A 16,965-nucleotide genomic window follows, 5' to 3' on the forward strand; every position below is an offset into this window, starting at 1 on the left:
CGGTGTTGCGGGATCTGTCACGACACGGCGCAGTGGCACATTTGTAATCAATAGCGCAATTGCTCCCAGCACCGCAAGCGTTAATCCGATATCGGCGACATTGTAAACGGCGGGCACCAGCCAGGGAGTGTGAATGAAATCGACCACGTGGCCGACTGCAAATCCCGGCGCCCTAAAGAGCCGATCGACAAGGTTTCCGGTGGTGCCGCCGAGCAGCAGCCCGATTACCACAGCCCAGCGCTTTGATTCGACATACCGGGCTTTCACCAGCACGGTGATTACCACGGCGGCGGCAATCAGGGTGAAAACCCAGGTAGCGTTTGCCAGAAGGGAGAACGCAGCTCCGGGGTTGTATGTAAGATACCACTGCAGCATCTCGCCGATAACCTCTTGGTTGCGGCGTTCTGGCAGCTGTTCAAGCGCCCAGAACTTTGTGAGTTGGTCGAAAATTAACCAGCACACGGCAACGCCGGCTAGCACCGTAAGAGGAGCTAACCGGCGTTGTGGCATAGTGTTTGTGCTTGACACGCCGTTTAGGGTTTAGCCCAGAGCTGGGCCGCCTGCGGGCTCGTTGTCGTTGTCAAGATTACGCAGCTGTGCCTGGATGTATGAGGTCAGGGTGTCGCGGTATTCCTTCTCGAAATCGCGCAGATCCTTGATTTTCTCTTCCAGCTTAACGCGCTCTGCGCCGAGGGTGTTGAGCACGTTGGTACGCTCTGTCTCAGCCTCAGTGACCAGGCGCTTCGCTTCGTTTTCACCCTCGGTGATGAGCTGCTCGCGCTTGGTTTCACCCTCGCGCACGTGCTTATCATGCAGCTCCAGCGCCAGCTGCAGCATCGCGCTGGACTTCTGCGCGTCTGGAGAAACGTATGCAGCGCTGCTGTCTGCTGCTTCAGCAGCTGGCTGTGCAGTTTCCTGCGCTACGGTTTCACCCTCAGGAGCGTTTTCAAGCTTTGCGGTCAATGCAGCTACTTTCTCTTGCAGCTCAGCGTTTGCAGCTTCGTAAGCCTCAAAATCTGCTACCACTTCGTCAAGGAAGTCATCCACCTCGTCTGGGTCGTACCCGTCACGGAACTTAGTGGTGGTAAAGGTCTTATTCTTGACCTGTTCTGGAGTCAAAGGCATAATTTTTCTCTTTCACTTAGGTACAGAGACTTCACTTTAAGGTTAGCAAATTCTGACAGTTGAAAACTGAATTTTAAAAATTAGCGGCTGCGAATGCCAGCAGTTGGATTAGCGCCCAAGCAGCGAACAGCACCACCATCAGCGCCACATCCAGCACGATTTGCCCAATTCTCAGCGGTGGCAGAACCTTGCGCACAAGTTTTAAGGGTGGATCAGTCACGGTGTAGAGCAGCTCGACAAGCACTAACAGCACACCTTTAGGGGTGAACCTGGGGTTGATAACCCGAACCCACTCCAAGATGAAGCGTCCCCACAGCAGCATGACATAGATTCTGAGTACCAGAATCGCAATCCAAAATATCATCTTACTGACGCGGTGCTACAAAGAAGGAGCCACTATCTTGGTTGCCAGCTTCTTCCTCAGCAATGTCTGATACAGCAACATGCTCCGGTGTCAGCAGGAAAACCTTCCCGGTAACTCGCTCAATGTGACCGTTCAAGCCCATCACTAAGCCGCCCGCGAAGTCAATAATCCGTCGCGCGTCGCTGTCGTTCATCTGCGCCAGGTTAAGGATTACCGGAACTCCGTCGCGGAAATTTTCTGCAATCTGCGGAGCCTCACTGTAGCTGCGCGGGTGCACCGTCAGAATCTCGCTCATTGGCTGCTGTTTCACAACACGAGTTGGGGTTACTCGCTGCAGCGGTGTCACCACTGCGCCGAGACGCTGCTGCGGCTCTACTAGTGCCTGGGTTTCTGCCGCGGCGTTGTCAGCAGTTGCGCGCTGTTTATCTGTCTGTGGTTCTTCCACACCTTGCTCAGCTAAGCCAAGGTAAACGGCAGCTTTTTTAAAAGCGTTGTTCGGCATTTGCTAACTCCTTACTTGAGGAAGTCTGGAATATCCAGCTCATCTTCATCATCAATATCGAAAGCTGGATCCTTAATCTGGCTCTCCAGCGGCGGGTTAGCAACTGTTTCACCGAATCCTCCGGTGTCGTTTGCTCCCGGGGTCACAATCGGACCCGTTGAGTTCACAATTGCGCCAGTTTCTGCGGCCATCCGCTCCTGGCGCAGCTCACGCCGTGGCACGTTGTGCTGCGCGGTTTCAGCTGCTGGCTTCTCGTCGAAGCCAGCAGCGATAACAGTTACTTTCACCTGGTCACCGAGCGATTCGTCAATCACGGTACCGAAGATGATGTTTGCCTCCGGATGCACCGCTTTTTGCACCATGTCTGCCGCCTGGTAAATCTCGTGCAACCCAACAGCAGATGAGCCCTGCAGCGAAATCAGCACGCCGCGGGCGCCGTCGATTGAGGTTTCCAGCAGCGGAGAGTTAATGGCATCTTCCGCCGCTTTAATGGCACGATCGGTGCCGGTGCCGGTTCCGATACCCATCAGCGCTGAGCCAGCACCCTGCATCACAGTTTTGACGTCAGCAAAGTCAACGTTCATCAGGCCCGGGGTGGTAATCAGATCGGTGATGCCCTGCACACCGGCTCGCAGCACTTCATCTGCAGCGCGGAACGCATCAAGCATGGTGAGGCCCTCGCCCGCGAGCTGCAGCAGCCGGTCGTTTGGCACGATAATCAGGGTGTCTACCTCTTCGCGCAGCTTAAAGATGCCGGTGTCTGCCTGCTGTGAGCGGCGGCGGCCCTCAAAACCAAACGGGCGGGTGACGACACCCACAGTCAGCGCACCAACACTGCGGGCGATGCGCGCCACAACCGGAGCGGCGCCTGTGCCTGTGCCACCACCCTCACCGGCGGTGATAAACACCATATCTGCACCAACCAGGGCACTCTCGATATCGTCAGCGTGATCTTCAGCAGATTGGAAACCCACCTCAGGGTCAGCGCCAGCGCCAAGGCCACGAGTTTTTTCCTGCCCGATGTCAAGCTTCACTTCCGCTTCACTCAAAGCTAGCGCCTGAGCGTCAGTGTTAATCGCAATGAACTCCACGTTCTTAATCTCGCGCTCAATCATGCGGTTCACAGCGTTAACGCCGCCGCCGCCAACGCCAACAACCTTAATTACTGCTTCTCCGGAGTTCATACGACCACCTTAAACCTTAAAGCTCAACCTGAGGTTGAGAGTTATATACTGAGTAGTTATGTATCAACACTATGAGCAAATCAGTTGTTATGGAGCAGACACTCCGGCAAGCAGGATATCCACAGCTTAAAAAAAATTTACTCACTGATAAACCGGCGCTTCGGTCGCCGAAACGTCAATCACCGAAATTTCCTGATCCGCGAGAGCAGCAGCCATTTTACTGTAGATAACGGCTTTCAGCGGAGTGTCCTGAGCGCCGCCCCAGCGCACCACAACCCCGTCACGCATCTTAAGTTCTATGCTCTGTGCACCCGCGGCACTGACCTCAGCAACTTGTGAGCGCAGCTCGGCAGGAATATCCCGCAGCACAGCAGCAGCAGCAAAAAACTGCTTCGTACCAACTTTAGAAATTCCGTCTCCCACGGCCAGTGGCAACCCGTCCGGCAACACTTCCGCAACCATCAGCTCCACCCCGGCAGCATCCACAATCGTAAATTTTTCGCCGCGCGGCAAAGCCAAAACCGCGGTACGCTCAGTCAGTTGCACAATCAACTGCCCCGGAGGCACTCGCTGCACATCATAGTCTTGAATCAACGCAAACTGCTGCAACGTCTCATGTACCTCAGCATCTTTCACGAACGCCAGCGGCTTACCCTGTAACGGGTACAGCGCCTCGCTCACAGTGCTGTTGAGCTCATCAGAACCGCCACTGACCTGAATTTCTTTCACCGCTAGCGCCGGGGTCAAAACCGCAATTCCAACTAACACGCCCAGCAACGCAATCATCATTGCGCCGACCCCAAGCCTGCGCAGCTGCCGCCGCCGACTCACCGTCAATTGACGTTGCCAAAAACGAAAAGCTCGTGTCTTTGCCCGCTCCGCGCGTGCCAGTCGGCGCCGCGCTTGTTTGATTCTTATTTTCTGCTGTTTTTGCGCAGCGGCCAAATCTTCCCCGCGCGGCGTGACAGCTAAAGTCTCCGCAGGGGATACGGCAGCCAAATCTGCTGCGGGTTCTGCATGCGGCGCAGCTGCTAAGTTTTCCGTGCCCAACTCAGCTGCAGCAGCATCCGGTTCCTGCCCAGGGGCGGCTTGCGGCGTCTCCGCGCTGCCTACCGGGCGAAAGTCATTCGCGTCTGCCACTGCCTGCGCGATACGCGCCGAAAACCGCGGCGACTTAGTTGCGGGCGGAGACACAGTGGGCACCGCGGCAGATACCACAGCAGGGACAGACTCCCCCGCAGCTGCCTCACCGACGGGCCGGCGCTCCTCAGCATGATAGTTCTCCTGCGCTGCAGTATCGAATCCAACCGGCCGCTTCATCATTTACTCCGCTTTTACTCCTAGGCGCCAGGCAGCACAAAACCCGGGGCGGTCTGCAAGTCAGCATCCCCAAACTTCGCTACCAGGGATGCAACCAGCTGCGGAATAATCTGGTAAACCGTGCCGCAGCTCATCGTCACAAACACGTCTCCGGGTTGCGCCACCGCCGCCAGATGCGCGGTTGCAATATCCCAATCAGCGGCGTAAAACACTCGGTTCTGATCCGCGAAATCTGCTGACACCAGCTCTCCGGTAACCCCCGGCACCGGATCTTCCCGCGCACCGTCAACTGGCAATACCACGGTATAGTCTGCGCCCTGCTCCAAAACCTCAGCGAACTCCCGATGGAAATGCTGGGTGCGGCTGTAAAGATGCGGCTGATGCACCGCAATCAAACGCCCCTGCCCCACAACCGGTTTGGTAGCTGCCAAAAGCGCCGCAACCTCTGTTGGGTGATGCGCGTAATCATCGTAAACTCGCACTCCGCCAACCGCGGCATGAAACTCGAAACGCCGCTTGGTGCCAGCAAAACTCGCAACCGCCTGCGCCGCATCCGCCAGAGAATACCCCAGGTGCAACAGCACCGCGATCGCGCCCGCAGCGTTTACCGCGTTGTGCACCCCATAAACCGCAAGCTGCACCCGCTGCTCTTGGCCGGCCGCAGCAACCGTGAAGCTCACCGGGCCGCTGTCATCTACTGCAAGCAGCTGAACGTCGGCATGATCCGCAAATCCAAACGTTTGCACATGCACATCAGCAGGCAGCGCCGCCAGCACCTCCGCGCAGCCGGCATCATCGCTCGACGCGATTACCACCTCATTCGCAGCCGCCGCAAAATCAACGAAGGCCTGCATAAACGCCTCGCGCGAGCCGTAAAAATCTAGGTGTTCCGGATCAACATTGGTGATCAGCGCGATATCAGTATCGTACAGCTGGAAAGAGCGATCTGACTCGTCGGCCTCAATCACAAACAGATTGTCTGCGCCGTCACGCGCGCTCACGCCGAGTGCCTCGATCACACCACCGTTTACAAATGATGGATCAGCCCCCGCGCCGAGCAGCGCCGTCACCACCATCCCGGTTGAGGTGGTTTTACCGTGCGCGCCAGCAACCGAAATCAGTCGCTTATCGCGATTCAACCAAGCCAGCGCCTGCGAACGATGCAGCACCGGGATATTGTGCTGCAGCGCATACTGATACTCCGGATTATCCTGCCACAGCGCACCCGTTACAACCAGGGTATCGGCACCAACCGCGTGCGCCGCATCGTGCCCCTCAGATACCTGAATTCCGAGCTCACTGAGAGCACGGGTGTAGGCGTTAAGACTGCGATCGGAACCGGTCACTTGCAGCCCACGATTGTGCATCATGCGCGCGATGCCGTGCATACCGGAGCCGCCAATGCCCACAAAGTGCACACGGCCCAAATCAGCTGGAATCGGCTGCTCAAGGTCAGGATAAATCATGCTGCTATCGTACTCCGCTCAGGTTGCTAAAAGCTGGTTACTCGCCGTGTTCACGCAGCGCCCGCTGCACCAGTTGCAGCAGTTGCTCGGTGCCGTCAAGGCGGGCAACGGTTTTCGCGGCGGCGCTCATCTCGGCGAGCCGCTGCTTATCGTGCAACAGCGGCAGCAGGGTTTGCTGCACCCAGGCGGTGGTGATGTCGCTGTCTTCGACCGCTAAAGCGCCGCCGGCTGCAACAACCGCACGACAATTCAGTGCTTGTTCGCCGTTGCCGTGCCGATACGGGGAAAACACCGCGGGAATTCCGAGCCCGGAAATCTCGCTGACCGTGGTTGAGCCAGCACGCGACACCGCAAGATCCGCAATTGCGAAAGCTAAATCCATACGGTCACAGTACTGCAGCACCCGATATCCGGGCTGCTGTGGATCAGCTACCGCGGTAAGACCACCCCAGATGTGCAGCACCTGCGCACCGCTTGCCACAATCTCTGCCGCGGCCCCGGCCATGCCCTGGTTAATCCCGCGCGCGCCAAGCGAACCGCCGGTAACCAGCAGCGTTGGCAGGGCCGGATCTAATTCGAAATGAGCCGCCGCTGTTGCGCGCAGCGCTGCTCGATCAAGCTTTGTGATTTCTTGGCGCAGCGGCATTCCGGTGACTACGGCGCCCGGCATCGGAGTTCCTGGAAAGGTAACGCCAACATACTTGGTGCCGCGCGCGCCAAGCTTGTTTGCCATGCCCGGCAAGGCATTAGCCTCATGAATCACATACGGAATCTTCTCGCGCTTTGCAGCGCTGTATGCCGGAGCTGCAGCGTAGCCACCAAAACCCACCACAACATCGATTTTGCGGGTGCGGATCAGCTGCCGTACCTGCGCCACCGCCTGCCGATAACGCAGTGGGAAGCCCAGGGCGTAAAGACTGGGTTTACGCGGAAAAGGCAGTCGCGCAATTGTTACCAGCTCAAATCCCCGCTGCGGCACCAGTTTTGACTCCAGCCCTTCTGCGGTGCCGAGCGTCACGATTTCTGCTGCGGGATCTGTAGCTTTGATCAGCTCAGCCAGCGCCAACAGCGGATTCACATGCCCCGCGGTACCCCCGCCGGCCAGCAAATAGTTTGTCATGGTGCAGCTCCTTCAAAATCTTCCAACCTTTAGTTTAGCCGCTGCCGCCCAGCACTCGCTGCACTGTCCATCACTCGGTGACACACCACCAATAACAGCATAGTCGCTACTGCAGGGCTGCACTTCTGCTCAACGCGACCACGCAGCGTCACGCACTAAACTGTGACGCGTCCTGGTGTGTCTCGGTCTGCTCTTGGCGCGGCGCAGTGTCACGCGCAATTGTGATTACTACCCCCATCGCCATGCAGCACGCCACCAGCGCAGTACCACCAGCGCTAACAAACGGCAATGGCACTCCCAAAACTGGCAACAGTCGCAAGACCACGGCGATGTTGATGAATGCCTGCCCGACGATCCACATCATGATGCCGCCTACAACCGCTTTCTGAAAGTAGTTTTTTGCCCTGGTAATAACCCGCAGCATCGCCCAGGCCAAAACAATGTAAGCTACAATAACCGCGAGACAGCCGAACAACCCCAATTCTTCGCCAATAATCGCAAAAATATAATCATCTTCCGCGGCTGGCAGCCAAGACCATTTTGCTTTGGAGCTGCCCAAACCGTTTCCGAAAACACCACCGCTAGAGAGCGCCCAGACACCGTGCAGCGGTTGCCAATCCAACCCAGAGTAATCAGTCTTGCTGTCTCCCCACAGACTCGCGATTCGATTTCTCCGGTTTTCACTGCTAATCACAAAAAGAAACGCGGCAAAAATTCCAGTAACCGCAAAAACAGCGATAGTGCGAAATTTAATCTCTCCAAACAGCAAACAGCCTAGCACCGCGAGTCCCAAAACCATGGCGGTGCCGAGATCTTTACCCCACACGATAAGCCCCAAAGGGATACCCGCGAACAGCCCCAACGGGATGATTTCCTGCAGCAGCTTGCCACGAGGGGCTACCACCAGTCGTTGAATTACAACGCCCAAAATCAAAATGGCACCGAGCTTCAGAAACTCCGAGGGCTGCACCTGCAGCGAGCCGATTCGCAACCAGTTACGGTTACCACCGTCGGCGACACCCAGACCTGTAAAAACCACTGCGGATTGCAGCAGCACTCCACCGCCAAAAACGATCAGGGCAAAACGCATATACCAGTGAGGCTTTATGGCGCCGGCGAACAGCATCGCAACAATTGCGACCAGGGCGTAACCAGCGTGGCGGAACCCCTCTCCCCAAGGTCCACGCTCAGCAAGATAAGAGTTCACGGAAGATGCCGACATTACCATCAAAACGCCCAAACCAATAAGGCCCAAAGTGGCCGCAAATAGCCACACCGTAACCGCGTCTGCCTCGCGAATCGCGCGCAGTCGTAGGCCCTCACGCAGCGCTTTTACCGTGGCATTGGTTTTGCTCATCTGTTATACCTCCGGCAGCTGGGTCAGCGCAGCAGCAATCGCGGCCGGTGACACTTCGCAAGCTCGCGCCAACGCCGCCGCTGCAAGGAAGTTCGCAACATCCTGTGGCGTTGCAAGATTGCGGCTGGCTAGTTCTGACAAAGTGGCAAGCTCTAAAGCGCTGTTGCGGCGTTCCGCATGGTAACCACGATCCGCCAACACATCTTCAACAAGACCAAGACCCGCGAGCGGCGGCGTGTCCAGCCCGAAACTAACGGCGCGGCAGCCCTCCGCGACATCCGCAGCCGCCAGCAGCTTTTCGGTTGCGAGGCTATGTCTGTTGTAAATACAGGCGAGCTTGGTGTTGGTGTAGACGTTGCCGTATGGCTCCAGCTCAGTGGCCGGCGCAGCACTCGTAACGCCCGTGCTGTCCTCGGCGCCTGCAGCGTCCCCAGCACCGGCGGCAGCGTCCACGCTGAGCAGAGCGCTAGCAACCGGGTGAATACCATCCAGCAGTCGCAAATCCGCACCGCTGAGCCCCACCACAAAGAATTCAAACCGGGCTGGATCACGCACCGCATCGAGCACCGGCGGGGCGCTCAACCCAACCGGCGCCACCCGCCGCCCGGCCGCCAGCAGCATCCGTGCGGTAAGCTCTACGGTTGCAGCCACATCCTGCTGCCCGCTGACGCAAATCCACTGCGCCGCCACACCAAATTTGTCGCCCACATGCCATGCCAGCTCAATGTCGCTCCACACCGGCACTTGGGAGTTCTGCGCTGCCCGCAGCACCTCTGTCGCGCCGGGTTGCTCACTATCTGCAACCACAACCAGCTGCGGCGCGAAGGCGGCAAGCTGCGGCGCGATTTCCGTGATTTGCAGTTGTTTAAAGGTGGCGCCGATAACAGCCAGCAGCCGCTCTCGCTCTCCGCCGGGTTCCGGCGCCAAAACCAGCACCTCGGCGCCGAGCTCAGCGAGGGTATCAGCAGCAGCGAAGCCCCGCTCGGAGACCCCGAAAACCGCAACTTTCACGCCGCTCCAGGCAGCGTTCCAGCTGGCTAGAGTGGCGGTCGTCGCAGAGTTACGGATGCGCATTTGTCAGCACCCACTCCGCGTAAAACAGCGCGATTCCGATAATCACAAGCGCGCCTGACACAATCCAGAACCGCACTACAACGGTGATTTCTTGCCAGCCTTTGAGCTCGAAATGGTGGTGAATCGGGCTCATCAGGAAGATTCGCCGCCCCTTTGTCACCTTAAAGTAGACGCGCTGCAGAATCACTGAGCCAGCCTCGATCAGGAACAGTCCGCCGATGAAAATTAGCAGCAACTCAGTGCGGGTCAGGATTGCGAAGGCAGCAACCGCACCGCCGATGCCCATCGACCCGGTGTCACCCATGTAGAGCAGCGCCGGCGAGGTGTTCCACCACAAAAAACCGATTAGCGAACCAGCGAAGGCCGCAGCCACAACCGCGAGGTCGAGTGGATCACGCGCCACATAGCATGCCGCACCGCTGCTCGGATCAAGACAATTCTGGCTGAACTGCCAGAAAGAAATAACGCAGTAAGCCAGGAACACTAGAATCGATGCGCCGCCGGCGAGCCCGTCGAGCCCGTCAGTGAGGTTCACCGCGTTTGAAGTGGCGGTGGTAATGAGGATAATCCAGGCGAGGAAAAGGATGGTGCCGGCCACAACGCCGAGCCGCAAAAAGTCAATATTGGTGTCGCGGAATAGCGAAATTGCGGTTGATGCCGGAGTGATGCCGTGCTCATTTGCAAAGTTAATGGCGAGCAGCCCGAAGCCGACGGCGACGGCCACCTGCCCCGCGATTTTTGCCCAACCACCGAGCCCCAGGGACTGTTGTTTCCGGGTTTTTAGAAAATCATCGATGAAGCCGACAAGGCCGCAGCCCAGCGACAGCAAAAATACCAGCATCGCTGATGCGGTGATGCTGCCGCCGGTGAAAAGTTTTGCGCCGAAGTAGGCGACGACGGTGGCAAGCAGGAAAACCAGCCCGCCCATGGTTGGGGTGCCGCGCTTGGCGTAGTGGGTTTTAGGACCGTCTTCGCGAATAAACTGCCCCCACTCCAGGCGCACAAAGCCGCGCACAAAAAGCGGTGTGAGAAACAGCGAAAAAGCAAGCGCAATAATGCCCGCTACTACAACCTCGATCATGCCAGTGCCTCCGCTAATTTATCTCCCAAGAACCGCAGCCCCGCAGCGTTAGATGACTTCACCAAAACTGTATCGTGTGGCTGCAGTTCCGCGGTCAGGTATTCCAACGCCTGTTCTGCGGTTTCGCAGTAGTGCGCTTCGGAGTCATCCCAGGCACCCTCGTTGACGGCGGTAATGTACATGCGGCGCACATTTTCACCAACAACCACGAGTTTGCCAAGACGCAGCCGCACCGCTTGCAACCCTACCCGGTCGTGCGCCGGTCCGGCGTGCTCCCCGAGTTCGCTCATCTCACCGAGCACGGCGATGCTGCGGCCACGCGGATCCGCCACCTGCGCCAGCGTTTTCAAAGCCGCGTCCATAGAATCAGGGTTCGCATTGTAAGCGTCATTAATAAGTGTGATGCCGTCGCGTAGGTGATGCACTTCCATGCGCCATTTCGCGGGGCGAGTAACCTGTTCCAGCACCTCTTTAATGCTTTCCAGACTCAGCCCCAAATCACTCGCGACCGCCGCTGCGGCGAGCGCGTTGTTAATGTGGTGTTCGCCCAACACGTTAAACCGCACCGCGATTTTCTGCTCATCAATAACCATGTCGAAGCTGCTCCCGGTGGCGTCAGTCACCACGTTTTCAGCACGCACCTGGGGGCCGTTAAAGAACCGCACCCGCGCGGCGGTCTGCTCTGCCATAGCAGCAACCCGCGAATCTGCCGCGTTCAGCACCGCGGTTGCGGTCGCTGGCAGCCCGGTAACCATTTCCGCTTTGGTTTTTGCTGTCACTTCAAGACTGCCAAAACCGCCGGCGTGCGCCATTCCGACCATAAGCACAACGCCGTAATCCGGTGGCGCGAGCCGCGTCAGCTGGGCAATCTCACCAGGTCCTGAAGCACCCATTTCAGCTACCAAATACTCGGTGTCAGCCGTCACTCGCAGCATGGTCAGCGGCCCGCCGACCTCATTATTAAAGGATTTTTCGTTTGCCACCGTAGATCCCAGCCGCTGCAGCATCGCAGCTAACAGGTTCTTAGTGCTGGTTTTGCCGTTAGATCCGGTGACACCCACAATGCGCAGTTTGCCCCGCGCTTTCACGGTGGCAATCACGTATGCGGCAAGCGCGGCAAGCGCGGCGGTGGTGTCTGCGACGATAATGTGTGGCGCAGCAGCGCCGGTGTGCCGCTCGGCGATGATGAGGGCGGCTCCACGCTCAGCAGCTGCGGCTGCATACAGGTGCCCGTCGGTCTCTTCGCCGCGCCGCGCAAAGAAAATCTGTCCCGGCTGAATCTCACGCGAGTCAGTTTGCCCATTACCTGAAATCACGGTTGCGGGAGTCGCCGTGGTATCTTGCAGCTCCAGCTTACCCGCGACCGCTGTCGCAATCTCCGCCAGTGTTAAAGCAATCATTTTTCTCCCGCCAAAATCTTCGCAGCAGGCTCGGCCAGGCACCCGCTTACCAATACGGTGGTTGCTGGATCGGCCTGCGCAGCCACCATCTGCAACGCGGCGGTAAGGTCACTGATCTCAGCCAGCCGAGCTTTGCCGTTAGCCTGCGCAATGCCCTGCAGCAATGCGCTCTGCTGTTGTATTGTACCGCTGTTTGGCGTTGCCTGTGACGCGGCGGGGTCTACCACAATAACTCGCCCGCAGCTGTGCCCGTAGTATGCGCCGCGCAAAAGTTCGTTACGTATTGCGGCGGCGTCTTGCTGCTGAGCCGTGGCGCTCCCGCTACCTGCTGACGCCTGTGCGACTACCGACGTCTGCACGGCTGCTGGAGCTACAATCGCCCACACCGCTTCCGGCGCCGCTTCGGCGAGTTCTCCGAGCACCGCGTCAGTCGCTGCCGCGCTGCTACCGCTGTCAAGGAACCAGTGCAGCTGCTGTCCCTGATACTGTTCGCACACGCTCGGCTGCGCCACCTGATAACTGGTTTCCAAAATCACCCCGGCCCGCGGCAGCTGCTGTTGTAAGTGCGCCGCTGGCACCCCCGCGCGCAGCAGCATCACCAACGCCAAAGCCAGGTTTTGGGCGTGAAATTTTGCGGCGCTGAGCACCGCGCCACGGAAATAAGCGTCCTCCGGCCCTTGCAACACGAAACCCACCCGTTGCAGCGTCGCAGTGGTAATCGCCAAATGCCAGTCAGCACTTACCCCGTAGGTTGTGGCGAGTTTTGTGACGCCCGCCTGCACCTGCTGCAGCGCCGCAACCGCCTCCACGCTGTCGCACACTGCCACGATTTCGGTCGTAACATTCTGCAGCTGCGCTGCGGCGTGCGCAATCCGCTCCTTAACCTCAGCTTTTGGCTCCAAAGGCTGCGCCGGAAACATGTTAAACCCGATGACTTCAGCGGCGGCGGGAGCCACAAACTCAACCGCGGGGTACAGCTGCTGCAGCGCGGCTTGTGTGCCGCTAATTCCCTTATCTCCCACGACTGCCAGGTGCACCGGCCGGTACGCGTGCTGTTCTGTCATCCTAGTATTCCTCCGGATACGGCTCAAACGGGGTATTTGACGGGGTCACCCGATAATCTTTGATAACGCTTGACGCCAGCTCTCCCCAGGTGCCGAGCAACCGTTTATAGGTGCCGTCACGCTGCGGGAAAGCGATGGAGGTGACAACCACGTACTGCGGGTTTTCCGCGGGGAAGAATCCGGCGAAGCTATTGACGTAGTCACTGCGATACCCGCCGTGCCCGTCGCTCTGCTCCGCAGTGCCGGTTTTACCCGCCACCCGGTACCCTGGCAGCTCCAGGAAGCCGCGGTTTTCCAGATTAACCGCAACGTTTTCCAGCATGCGGTGTAGCTCTTTCGCGGTTTTTTCCGAGATTACGGTCACTCTTTCGCCGTGCGCGGGAACCTCTTCGGTGCCGTCCGGGCGCACGCATTTCTTCACCAGCGTTGGCGGGATCCGCACCCCATTATTCGCAATCGCCTGATAGGCTCCGGCGGTTTGCACAATCGTTGCGGAGAGCCCCTGCCCGAAGGTGCTGTTGTAGACCGTCTGGCGATCCCAGTCTCCCGGCGGCGCCACCAAACCGCTGTCTTCCACGGCAAGCCCCGCCTGAGTGCTCACCCCGAAACCGAATTTCTGCATATACTCATAGCGTTTTTCCGGGCTCACCTGGGTGCCCAGCATCGCGGTGCCAACGTTAGAAGATGCAACCAAAATCCCGGTCAGCGTCCACTGCATTTCACCGTGGGTGGTGGCGTCACCGAAGCTCACATTCGGCTCCGGATTCCATCGTGCCGGGGTGAGATTCTGGGTCAGCGGGGTTGCAACTCCCTCTTCGAGCAGGGTCGCTACCGTAATTGTTTTGAAGGTGGATCCGGGCTCATACGGCGCCAAAAACGCCCGGGAATCCCGTCTCTCAGGTGGGGTACCCGCCACATGATTCGGATCCACCGACCCGTCTTCAGCTACCGCCAACAGCTCACCGGTTTTGACGTCCATAATAACCGCCATCACCCATTCAGCGCCGGTTTCAGACGCGGTACGGTTCACGATTTGCTGCGACTGCCACTGCAGGTCCCGATCGATGGTGAGGTGTACGGTGCCGCCATTCACCGCTTTTTCGGTGACCACGGTGCTACCCGGCAGCCGCACCCCATCTTCTGAGCGCTCATAGCTCTCCGAACCATCCACGCCGACCAGACAAGCATCCTGGGCGAGCTCAATGCCAGCCTGCGGCTCATTCTCGCTGCCCACGAACCCGATAAGGTTACCGCCCACTGCGCCGTTCGGGTAGGTGCGGTTAAAGACCGAGGAGAAAGTCAGCCACGGAATATCGAGCTCTTTGAGCTTGTTCAGGGTGGTGAGATCCACCGAGCGTTTCACGTATGCGAAATCTGATTCGGGGTTTTCTGCCAAGGCGTCGTCAATGATTTTTTTAATCTCGCTCGGCTGTTGCCCGGTAGCGGCGCCGATCTCAGCCAACACCTGCTCAAAGGGAACCGTTTCAGTCTCTTCGGTTTGGCTGTTAAACCGCTGCACCGCCCCGTTTTTAATACGGGTGTTTTTGGGTGACATTTGCACGTCGTAGCGCTCGTCAGTGGTCGCCAAAATCTGCCCTTTGCGGTCTACGATGTCGCCGCGCAGCGCAGGAACGGTGATATCAACTGCGCGTTTGCCCTTGGCCGCCTCAACGTATTGCGCCGCATTGATAACCTGCAGGTCAACCAGGCGGAATCCAAAAATACCACCGAGCAGCAGCACCCCGCCAAGGGCAAACATCCGCTGCCGCGCCGCCGCTTTTCTTGATCGCATCTGTCTGTGCTGCCTCTGCTATCGAGTTTGCGGAGCCGGCAGTTCGCCTTCCCACACCACGGCGACTCCGGCAGCTGCGGTGGCCGCGGTGGCCGCTGCTGCCGCTGAGTCACGGGCCACAACCTCGCCAACCTCGTTAATTACCGGCTGCTGTTGCAGCGTTGCGTTTGGCACCAGGTTGGCTACTGGTCGCGGTGCCACCTCAGTGCTTGGCGCGCCCAGAATCACTCCGTCGCTGAGCCGCAGATATGACGGCGCGATATTCTCCACCATCCCGAGGCTGCGCGCGTTATCGGCGAGGTTCTGCGGCGAAGTCAGCGCCAGCGCGTTCTGCGCCAGCACTCGCTCCACTCGCAGCGTGTCGCGCTCCTGTTTTTTCAGCGCGTCAAGCTCATACGCACCCTTCGAGGTGAGGTTACTGATAACCATCTGCGCCCCGATGAAACAGACCGCCAGAGCGCCCACTAGATACGGCATCACGGTGTGCTTGCGGCGCGGCGCGGTGACCGGCTGCAGCTGCCGCGTCGGGTTACTGGCAGGCGCAGAGATGGGTGCGGGTGCAGCGGTCTTAGCGGGCACAGCTATGCCCCGCTTCGCCGGAAGCGCAAAGTTATCTGGTTTCCTAACTGTGCTGCTCATGTCTCTCTCACCTTCTCCGCTGCGCGCAGACGCACCGGAATGGATCTCGGGTTAGTTTCTTGTTCGGCCGCGGATGCCTGTTCAGCGCCGCGTGTCAAAAGTTTAAAAGCGGGGGCGAACTCTGGCAGTTGCTGCGGTAAGCCCGCCGGGGTACGGTCACGGCTAACCTGCGCGAAAGCATTTTTCACGATTTTGTCTTCGTGCGACTGATACGCCATGACCACGATGCGGCCGCCAACCGCGAGCGCCTGTAAAGCGTTCGGAATCGCCGCTGCCAACACTGTAAGCTCATCATTTACCGCGACTCGCAGCGCCTGAAACACCCGTTTTGCCGGGTGCCTGAGGTTTTTCATTTTCGCCGGGGTGGCCTCTTGCAACACCTCCACCAGCTCCGTGCTGCGCGTAAGCGGAGTTGTTTCCCGCGCGGCGACTATCGCTGCTGCGTAGCGCGATGCCAAGGGCTCATCACCGTAGCGCTTAAACAGCTGGGTGAGTTCCGCGGCGCTGCTGCTTGCCAATAATTCTGCGGCGGTGATGCCGGTGCTTTGATCCATCCGCATATCCAGCGGGGCGTCCTGCGCGTACGCGAATCCGCGCTCGACAAAATCAAGCTGCATCGACGACACACCGAGGTCAAACAGAATACCGCGGCACTGTTTCCCGCTCTCAGCTACATAGTTTGCGGCAACTTCAGCAACGGCATCATATGTGGCGTGGATCGGCACAAACCGGGAGCCGAATTCCGCAAGTCTCGCGCTGGCACGCTGCAAAGCCGCCGGGTCGCGGTCAATACCGAGCACGGTGACGTGCGGCAGCCGCTGCAGCAGAGCTGCGCTGTGCCCGCCGAGCCCAAGGGTGCAGTCGATTATGAAGCACTCGGATGTCGCAACTGGAGCCAGCAGTTCGACGCAGCGCTCAAGCATTACTGGAATGTGCAAAGGTGATGTCATGATAAGTGCGGGCTAGAAAATGCCCGGGAACACCTCCTCTGAAATATCCGAGTAGTGCTCTTCGCTGGCTGCGAGAACTTCCTGCCATTTCTGACTGTCCCAGATTTCGACACGGTCACCCACGCCGATAACGGTGAGCTCTTTGTCGAGGCTGGCGTATTCCCTAAGCAACCCCGGAATGGTGACGCGGTGCTGTTTGTCGGGAGTTTCGTCGTGCGCCCCGGCCAGGAAAACTCGCTGGAACTCGCGCGCCTGTTTAGAGGTGAGTGGCAGGGCGCGGATCCGCTCTAACAGCGCGTCAAAGCTGGCTGCGGGGAAGACATAGAGGCAACGTTCTTGCCCTCTGGTGATGACCAGGCCGCGGCTGAAAGCTTCGCGGAGTTTTGCGGGCACGACAAGGCGACCTTTGTCATCCAGCTTCGGCGTATAGGTGCCAAAAAAATTAACTGCTGACATAGCTCACCTCCTCTAGCGTTCCACTTTACTCCACATCTATCCACAAATTCATTAAAAGTAATAGATTTTTT

17 protein-coding genes are annotated in these 16,965 nt (G+C 58.4%); all 17 read right to left on the minus strand.

What is annotated here, in order from left to right; translation table 11 throughout:
• Positions 1-528 (minus strand): signal peptidase II (gene lspA, locus F5897_RS02910; protein WP_183304406.1); only part of this gene is annotated, 528 nt, incomplete at its 3' end.
• Positions 529-540: 12 nt separating this feature from the next.
• Positions 541-1,125, minus strand: a complete 585-nt coding sequence (locus tag F5897_RS02915; protein WP_124823852.1) for a DivIVA domain-containing protein — start codon at positions 1,123-1,125, stop codon at positions 541-543.
• A gap of 73 nt (positions 1,126-1,198) precedes the next feature.
• A complete protein-coding gene (locus F5897_RS02920; RefSeq protein WP_124823851.1) occupies positions 1,199-1,489 on the minus strand; it encodes a YggT family protein in 291 nt (96 codons plus the stop codon).
• Between the two features lies 1 nt (position 1,490).
• On the minus strand, positions 1,491-1,991 hold the full coding sequence (locus F5897_RS02925; RefSeq protein ID WP_183304407.1) for a cell division protein SepF: 501 nt from the start codon (positions 1,989-1,991) through the stop codon (positions 1,491-1,493).
• Between the two features lie 11 nt (positions 1,992-2,002).
• A complete protein-coding gene (gene ftsZ / locus F5897_RS02930; protein WP_124823849.1) occupies positions 2,003-3,175 on the minus strand; it encodes a cell division protein FtsZ in 1,173 nt (390 codons plus the stop codon).
• Positions 3,176-3,316: 141 nt separating this feature from the next.
• Positions 3,317-4,498 carry a cell division protein FtsQ/DivIB gene (locus F5897_RS02935; RefSeq protein WP_183304408.1) on the minus strand — a complete coding sequence of 394 codons (1,182 nt, stop codon included), beginning with the start codon at positions 4,496-4,498 and terminating at the stop codon, positions 3,317-3,319.
• Positions 4,499-4,515: 17 nt separating this feature from the next.
• Complete coding sequence (gene murC, locus F5897_RS02940; RefSeq protein WP_183304409.1) at positions 4,516-5,961, minus strand: UDP-N-acetylmuramate--L-alanine ligase; 1,446 nt, start codon at positions 5,959-5,961, stop codon at positions 4,516-4,518.
• A gap of 37 nt (positions 5,962-5,998) precedes the next feature.
• Complete coding sequence (locus tag F5897_RS02945) at positions 5,999-7,081, minus strand: UDP-N-acetylglucosamine--N-acetylmuramyl-(pentapeptide) pyrophosphoryl-undecaprenol N-acetylglucosamine transferase (RefSeq protein ID WP_183304410.1); 1,083 nt, start codon at positions 7,079-7,081, stop codon at positions 5,999-6,001.
• Positions 7,082-7,229: 148 nt separating this feature from the next.
• The gene (locus tag F5897_RS02950) at positions 7,230-8,438 is read right to left on the minus strand and encodes an FtsW/RodA/SpoVE family cell cycle protein (RefSeq protein ID WP_183304411.1); all 1,209 of its coding nucleotides are present in this window, start codon (positions 8,436-8,438) and stop codon (positions 7,230-7,232) included.
• 3 nt (positions 8,439-8,441) lie between these two features.
• A complete protein-coding gene (locus F5897_RS02955; RefSeq protein WP_183304412.1) occupies positions 8,442-9,512 on the minus strand; it encodes a Mur ligase family protein in 1,071 nt (356 codons plus the stop codon).
• The gene (mraY, locus tag F5897_RS02960) at positions 9,499-10,593 is read right to left on the minus strand and encodes a phospho-N-acetylmuramoyl-pentapeptide-transferase (RefSeq protein WP_124823843.1); all 1,095 of its coding nucleotides are present in this window, start codon (positions 10,591-10,593) and stop codon (positions 9,499-9,501) included. The genes F5897_RS02955 and mraY overlap by 14 nt, the downstream gene beginning before the upstream one ends.
• A complete protein-coding gene (locus F5897_RS02965) occupies positions 10,590-11,993 on the minus strand; it encodes a UDP-N-acetylmuramoyl-tripeptide--D-alanyl-D-alanine ligase (RefSeq protein ID WP_183304413.1) in 1,404 nt (467 codons plus the stop codon). The genes mraY and F5897_RS02965 overlap by 4 nt, the downstream gene beginning before the upstream one ends.
• Complete coding sequence (locus tag F5897_RS02970; protein WP_183304414.1) at positions 11,990-13,057, minus strand: hypothetical protein; 1,068 nt, start codon at positions 13,055-13,057, stop codon at positions 11,990-11,992. Before F5897_RS02970 ends, F5897_RS02965 begins: the two co-directional genes overlap by 4 nt.
• A gap of 1 nt (position 13,058) precedes the next feature.
• Complete coding sequence (locus F5897_RS02975; RefSeq protein ID WP_124823840.1) at positions 13,059-14,849, minus strand: peptidoglycan D,D-transpeptidase FtsI family protein; 1,791 nt, start codon at positions 14,847-14,849, stop codon at positions 13,059-13,061.
• 18 nt (positions 14,850-14,867) lie between these two features.
• The gene (gene ftsL, locus F5897_RS02980; protein WP_183304415.1) at positions 14,868-15,488 is read right to left on the minus strand and encodes a cell division protein FtsL; all 621 of its coding nucleotides are present in this window, start codon (positions 15,486-15,488) and stop codon (positions 14,868-14,870) included.
• The gene (rsmH, locus tag F5897_RS02985) at positions 15,485-16,438 is read right to left on the minus strand and encodes a 16S rRNA (cytosine(1402)-N(4))-methyltransferase RsmH (protein WP_183304416.1); all 954 of its coding nucleotides are present in this window, start codon (positions 16,436-16,438) and stop codon (positions 15,485-15,487) included. The genes ftsL and rsmH overlap by 4 nt, the downstream gene beginning before the upstream one ends.
• Before the next feature lie 12 nt (positions 16,439-16,450).
• Positions 16,451-16,894 carry a division/cell wall cluster transcriptional repressor MraZ gene (gene mraZ, locus F5897_RS02990; protein WP_124823837.1) on the minus strand — a complete coding sequence of 148 codons (444 nt, stop codon included), beginning with the start codon at positions 16,892-16,894 and terminating at the stop codon, positions 16,451-16,453.
• Positions 16,895-16,965: the final 71 nt, after the last annotated feature.

Source organism: Canibacter oris, from assembly GCF_014197205.1.
GTDB lineage: Bacteria > Actinomycetota > Actinomycetes > Actinomycetales > Microbacteriaceae > Canibacter > Canibacter oris.

Bases quoted from the DNA above. Each gene is read 5' to 3' on its own strand.
- F5897_RS02975 (WP_124823840.1), bottom strand. From the start codon at position 14,849: ATGCGATCAAGAAAAGCGGCGGCGCGGCAGCGGATGTTTGCCCTTGGC.
- F5897_RS02935 (WP_183304408.1), bottom strand. From the start codon at position 4,498: ATGATGAAGCGGCCGGTTGGATTCGATACTGCAGCGCAGGAGAACTAT.
- F5897_RS02950 (WP_183304411.1), bottom strand. From the start codon at position 8,438: ATGAGCAAAACCAATGCCACGGTAAAAGCGCTGCGTGAGGGCCTACGA.
- F5897_RS02925 (WP_183304407.1), bottom strand. From the start codon at position 1,991: ATGCCGAACAACGCTTTTAAAAAAGCTGCCGTTTACCTTGGCTTAGCT.
- F5897_RS02970 (WP_183304414.1), bottom strand. From the start codon at position 13,057: ATGACAGAACAGCACGCGTACCGGCCGGTGCACCTGGCAGTCGTGGGA.
- F5897_RS02965 (WP_183304413.1), bottom strand. From the start codon at position 11,993: ATGATTGCTTTAACACTGGCGGAGATTGCGACAGCGGTCGCGGGTAAG.
- F5897_RS02955 (WP_183304412.1), bottom strand. From the start codon at position 9,512: ATGCGCATCCGTAACTCTGCGACGACCGCCACTCTAGCCAGCTGGAAC.
- mraZ (WP_124823837.1), bottom strand. From the start codon at position 16,894: ATGTCAGCAGTTAATTTTTTTGGCACCTATACGCCGAAGCTGGATGAC.
- F5897_RS02915 (WP_124823852.1), bottom strand. From the start codon at position 1,125: ATGCCTTTGACTCCAGAACAGGTCAAGAATAAGACCTTTACCACCACT.
- ftsL (WP_183304415.1), bottom strand. From the start codon at position 15,488: ATGAGCAGCACAGTTAGGAAACCAGATAACTTTGCGCTTCCGGCGAAG.
- murC (WP_183304409.1), bottom strand. From the start codon at position 5,961: ATGATTTATCCTGACCTTGAGCAGCCGATTCCAGCTGATTTGGGCCGT.
- rsmH (WP_183304416.1), bottom strand. From the start codon at position 16,438: ATGACATCACCTTTGCACATTCCAGTAATGCTTGAGCGCTGCGTCGAA.
- mraY (WP_124823843.1), bottom strand. From the start codon at position 10,593: ATGATCGAGGTTGTAGTAGCGGGCATTATTGCGCTTGCTTTTTCGCTG.
- F5897_RS02945 (WP_183304410.1), bottom strand. From the start codon at position 7,081: ATGACAAACTATTTGCTGGCCGGCGGGGGTACCGCGGGGCATGTGAAT.
- F5897_RS02920 (WP_124823851.1), bottom strand. From the start codon at position 1,489: ATGATATTTTGGATTGCGATTCTGGTACTCAGAATCTATGTCATGCTG.
- ftsZ (WP_124823849.1), bottom strand. From the start codon at position 3,175: ATGAACTCCGGAGAAGCAGTAATTAAGGTTGTTGGCGTTGGCGGCGGC.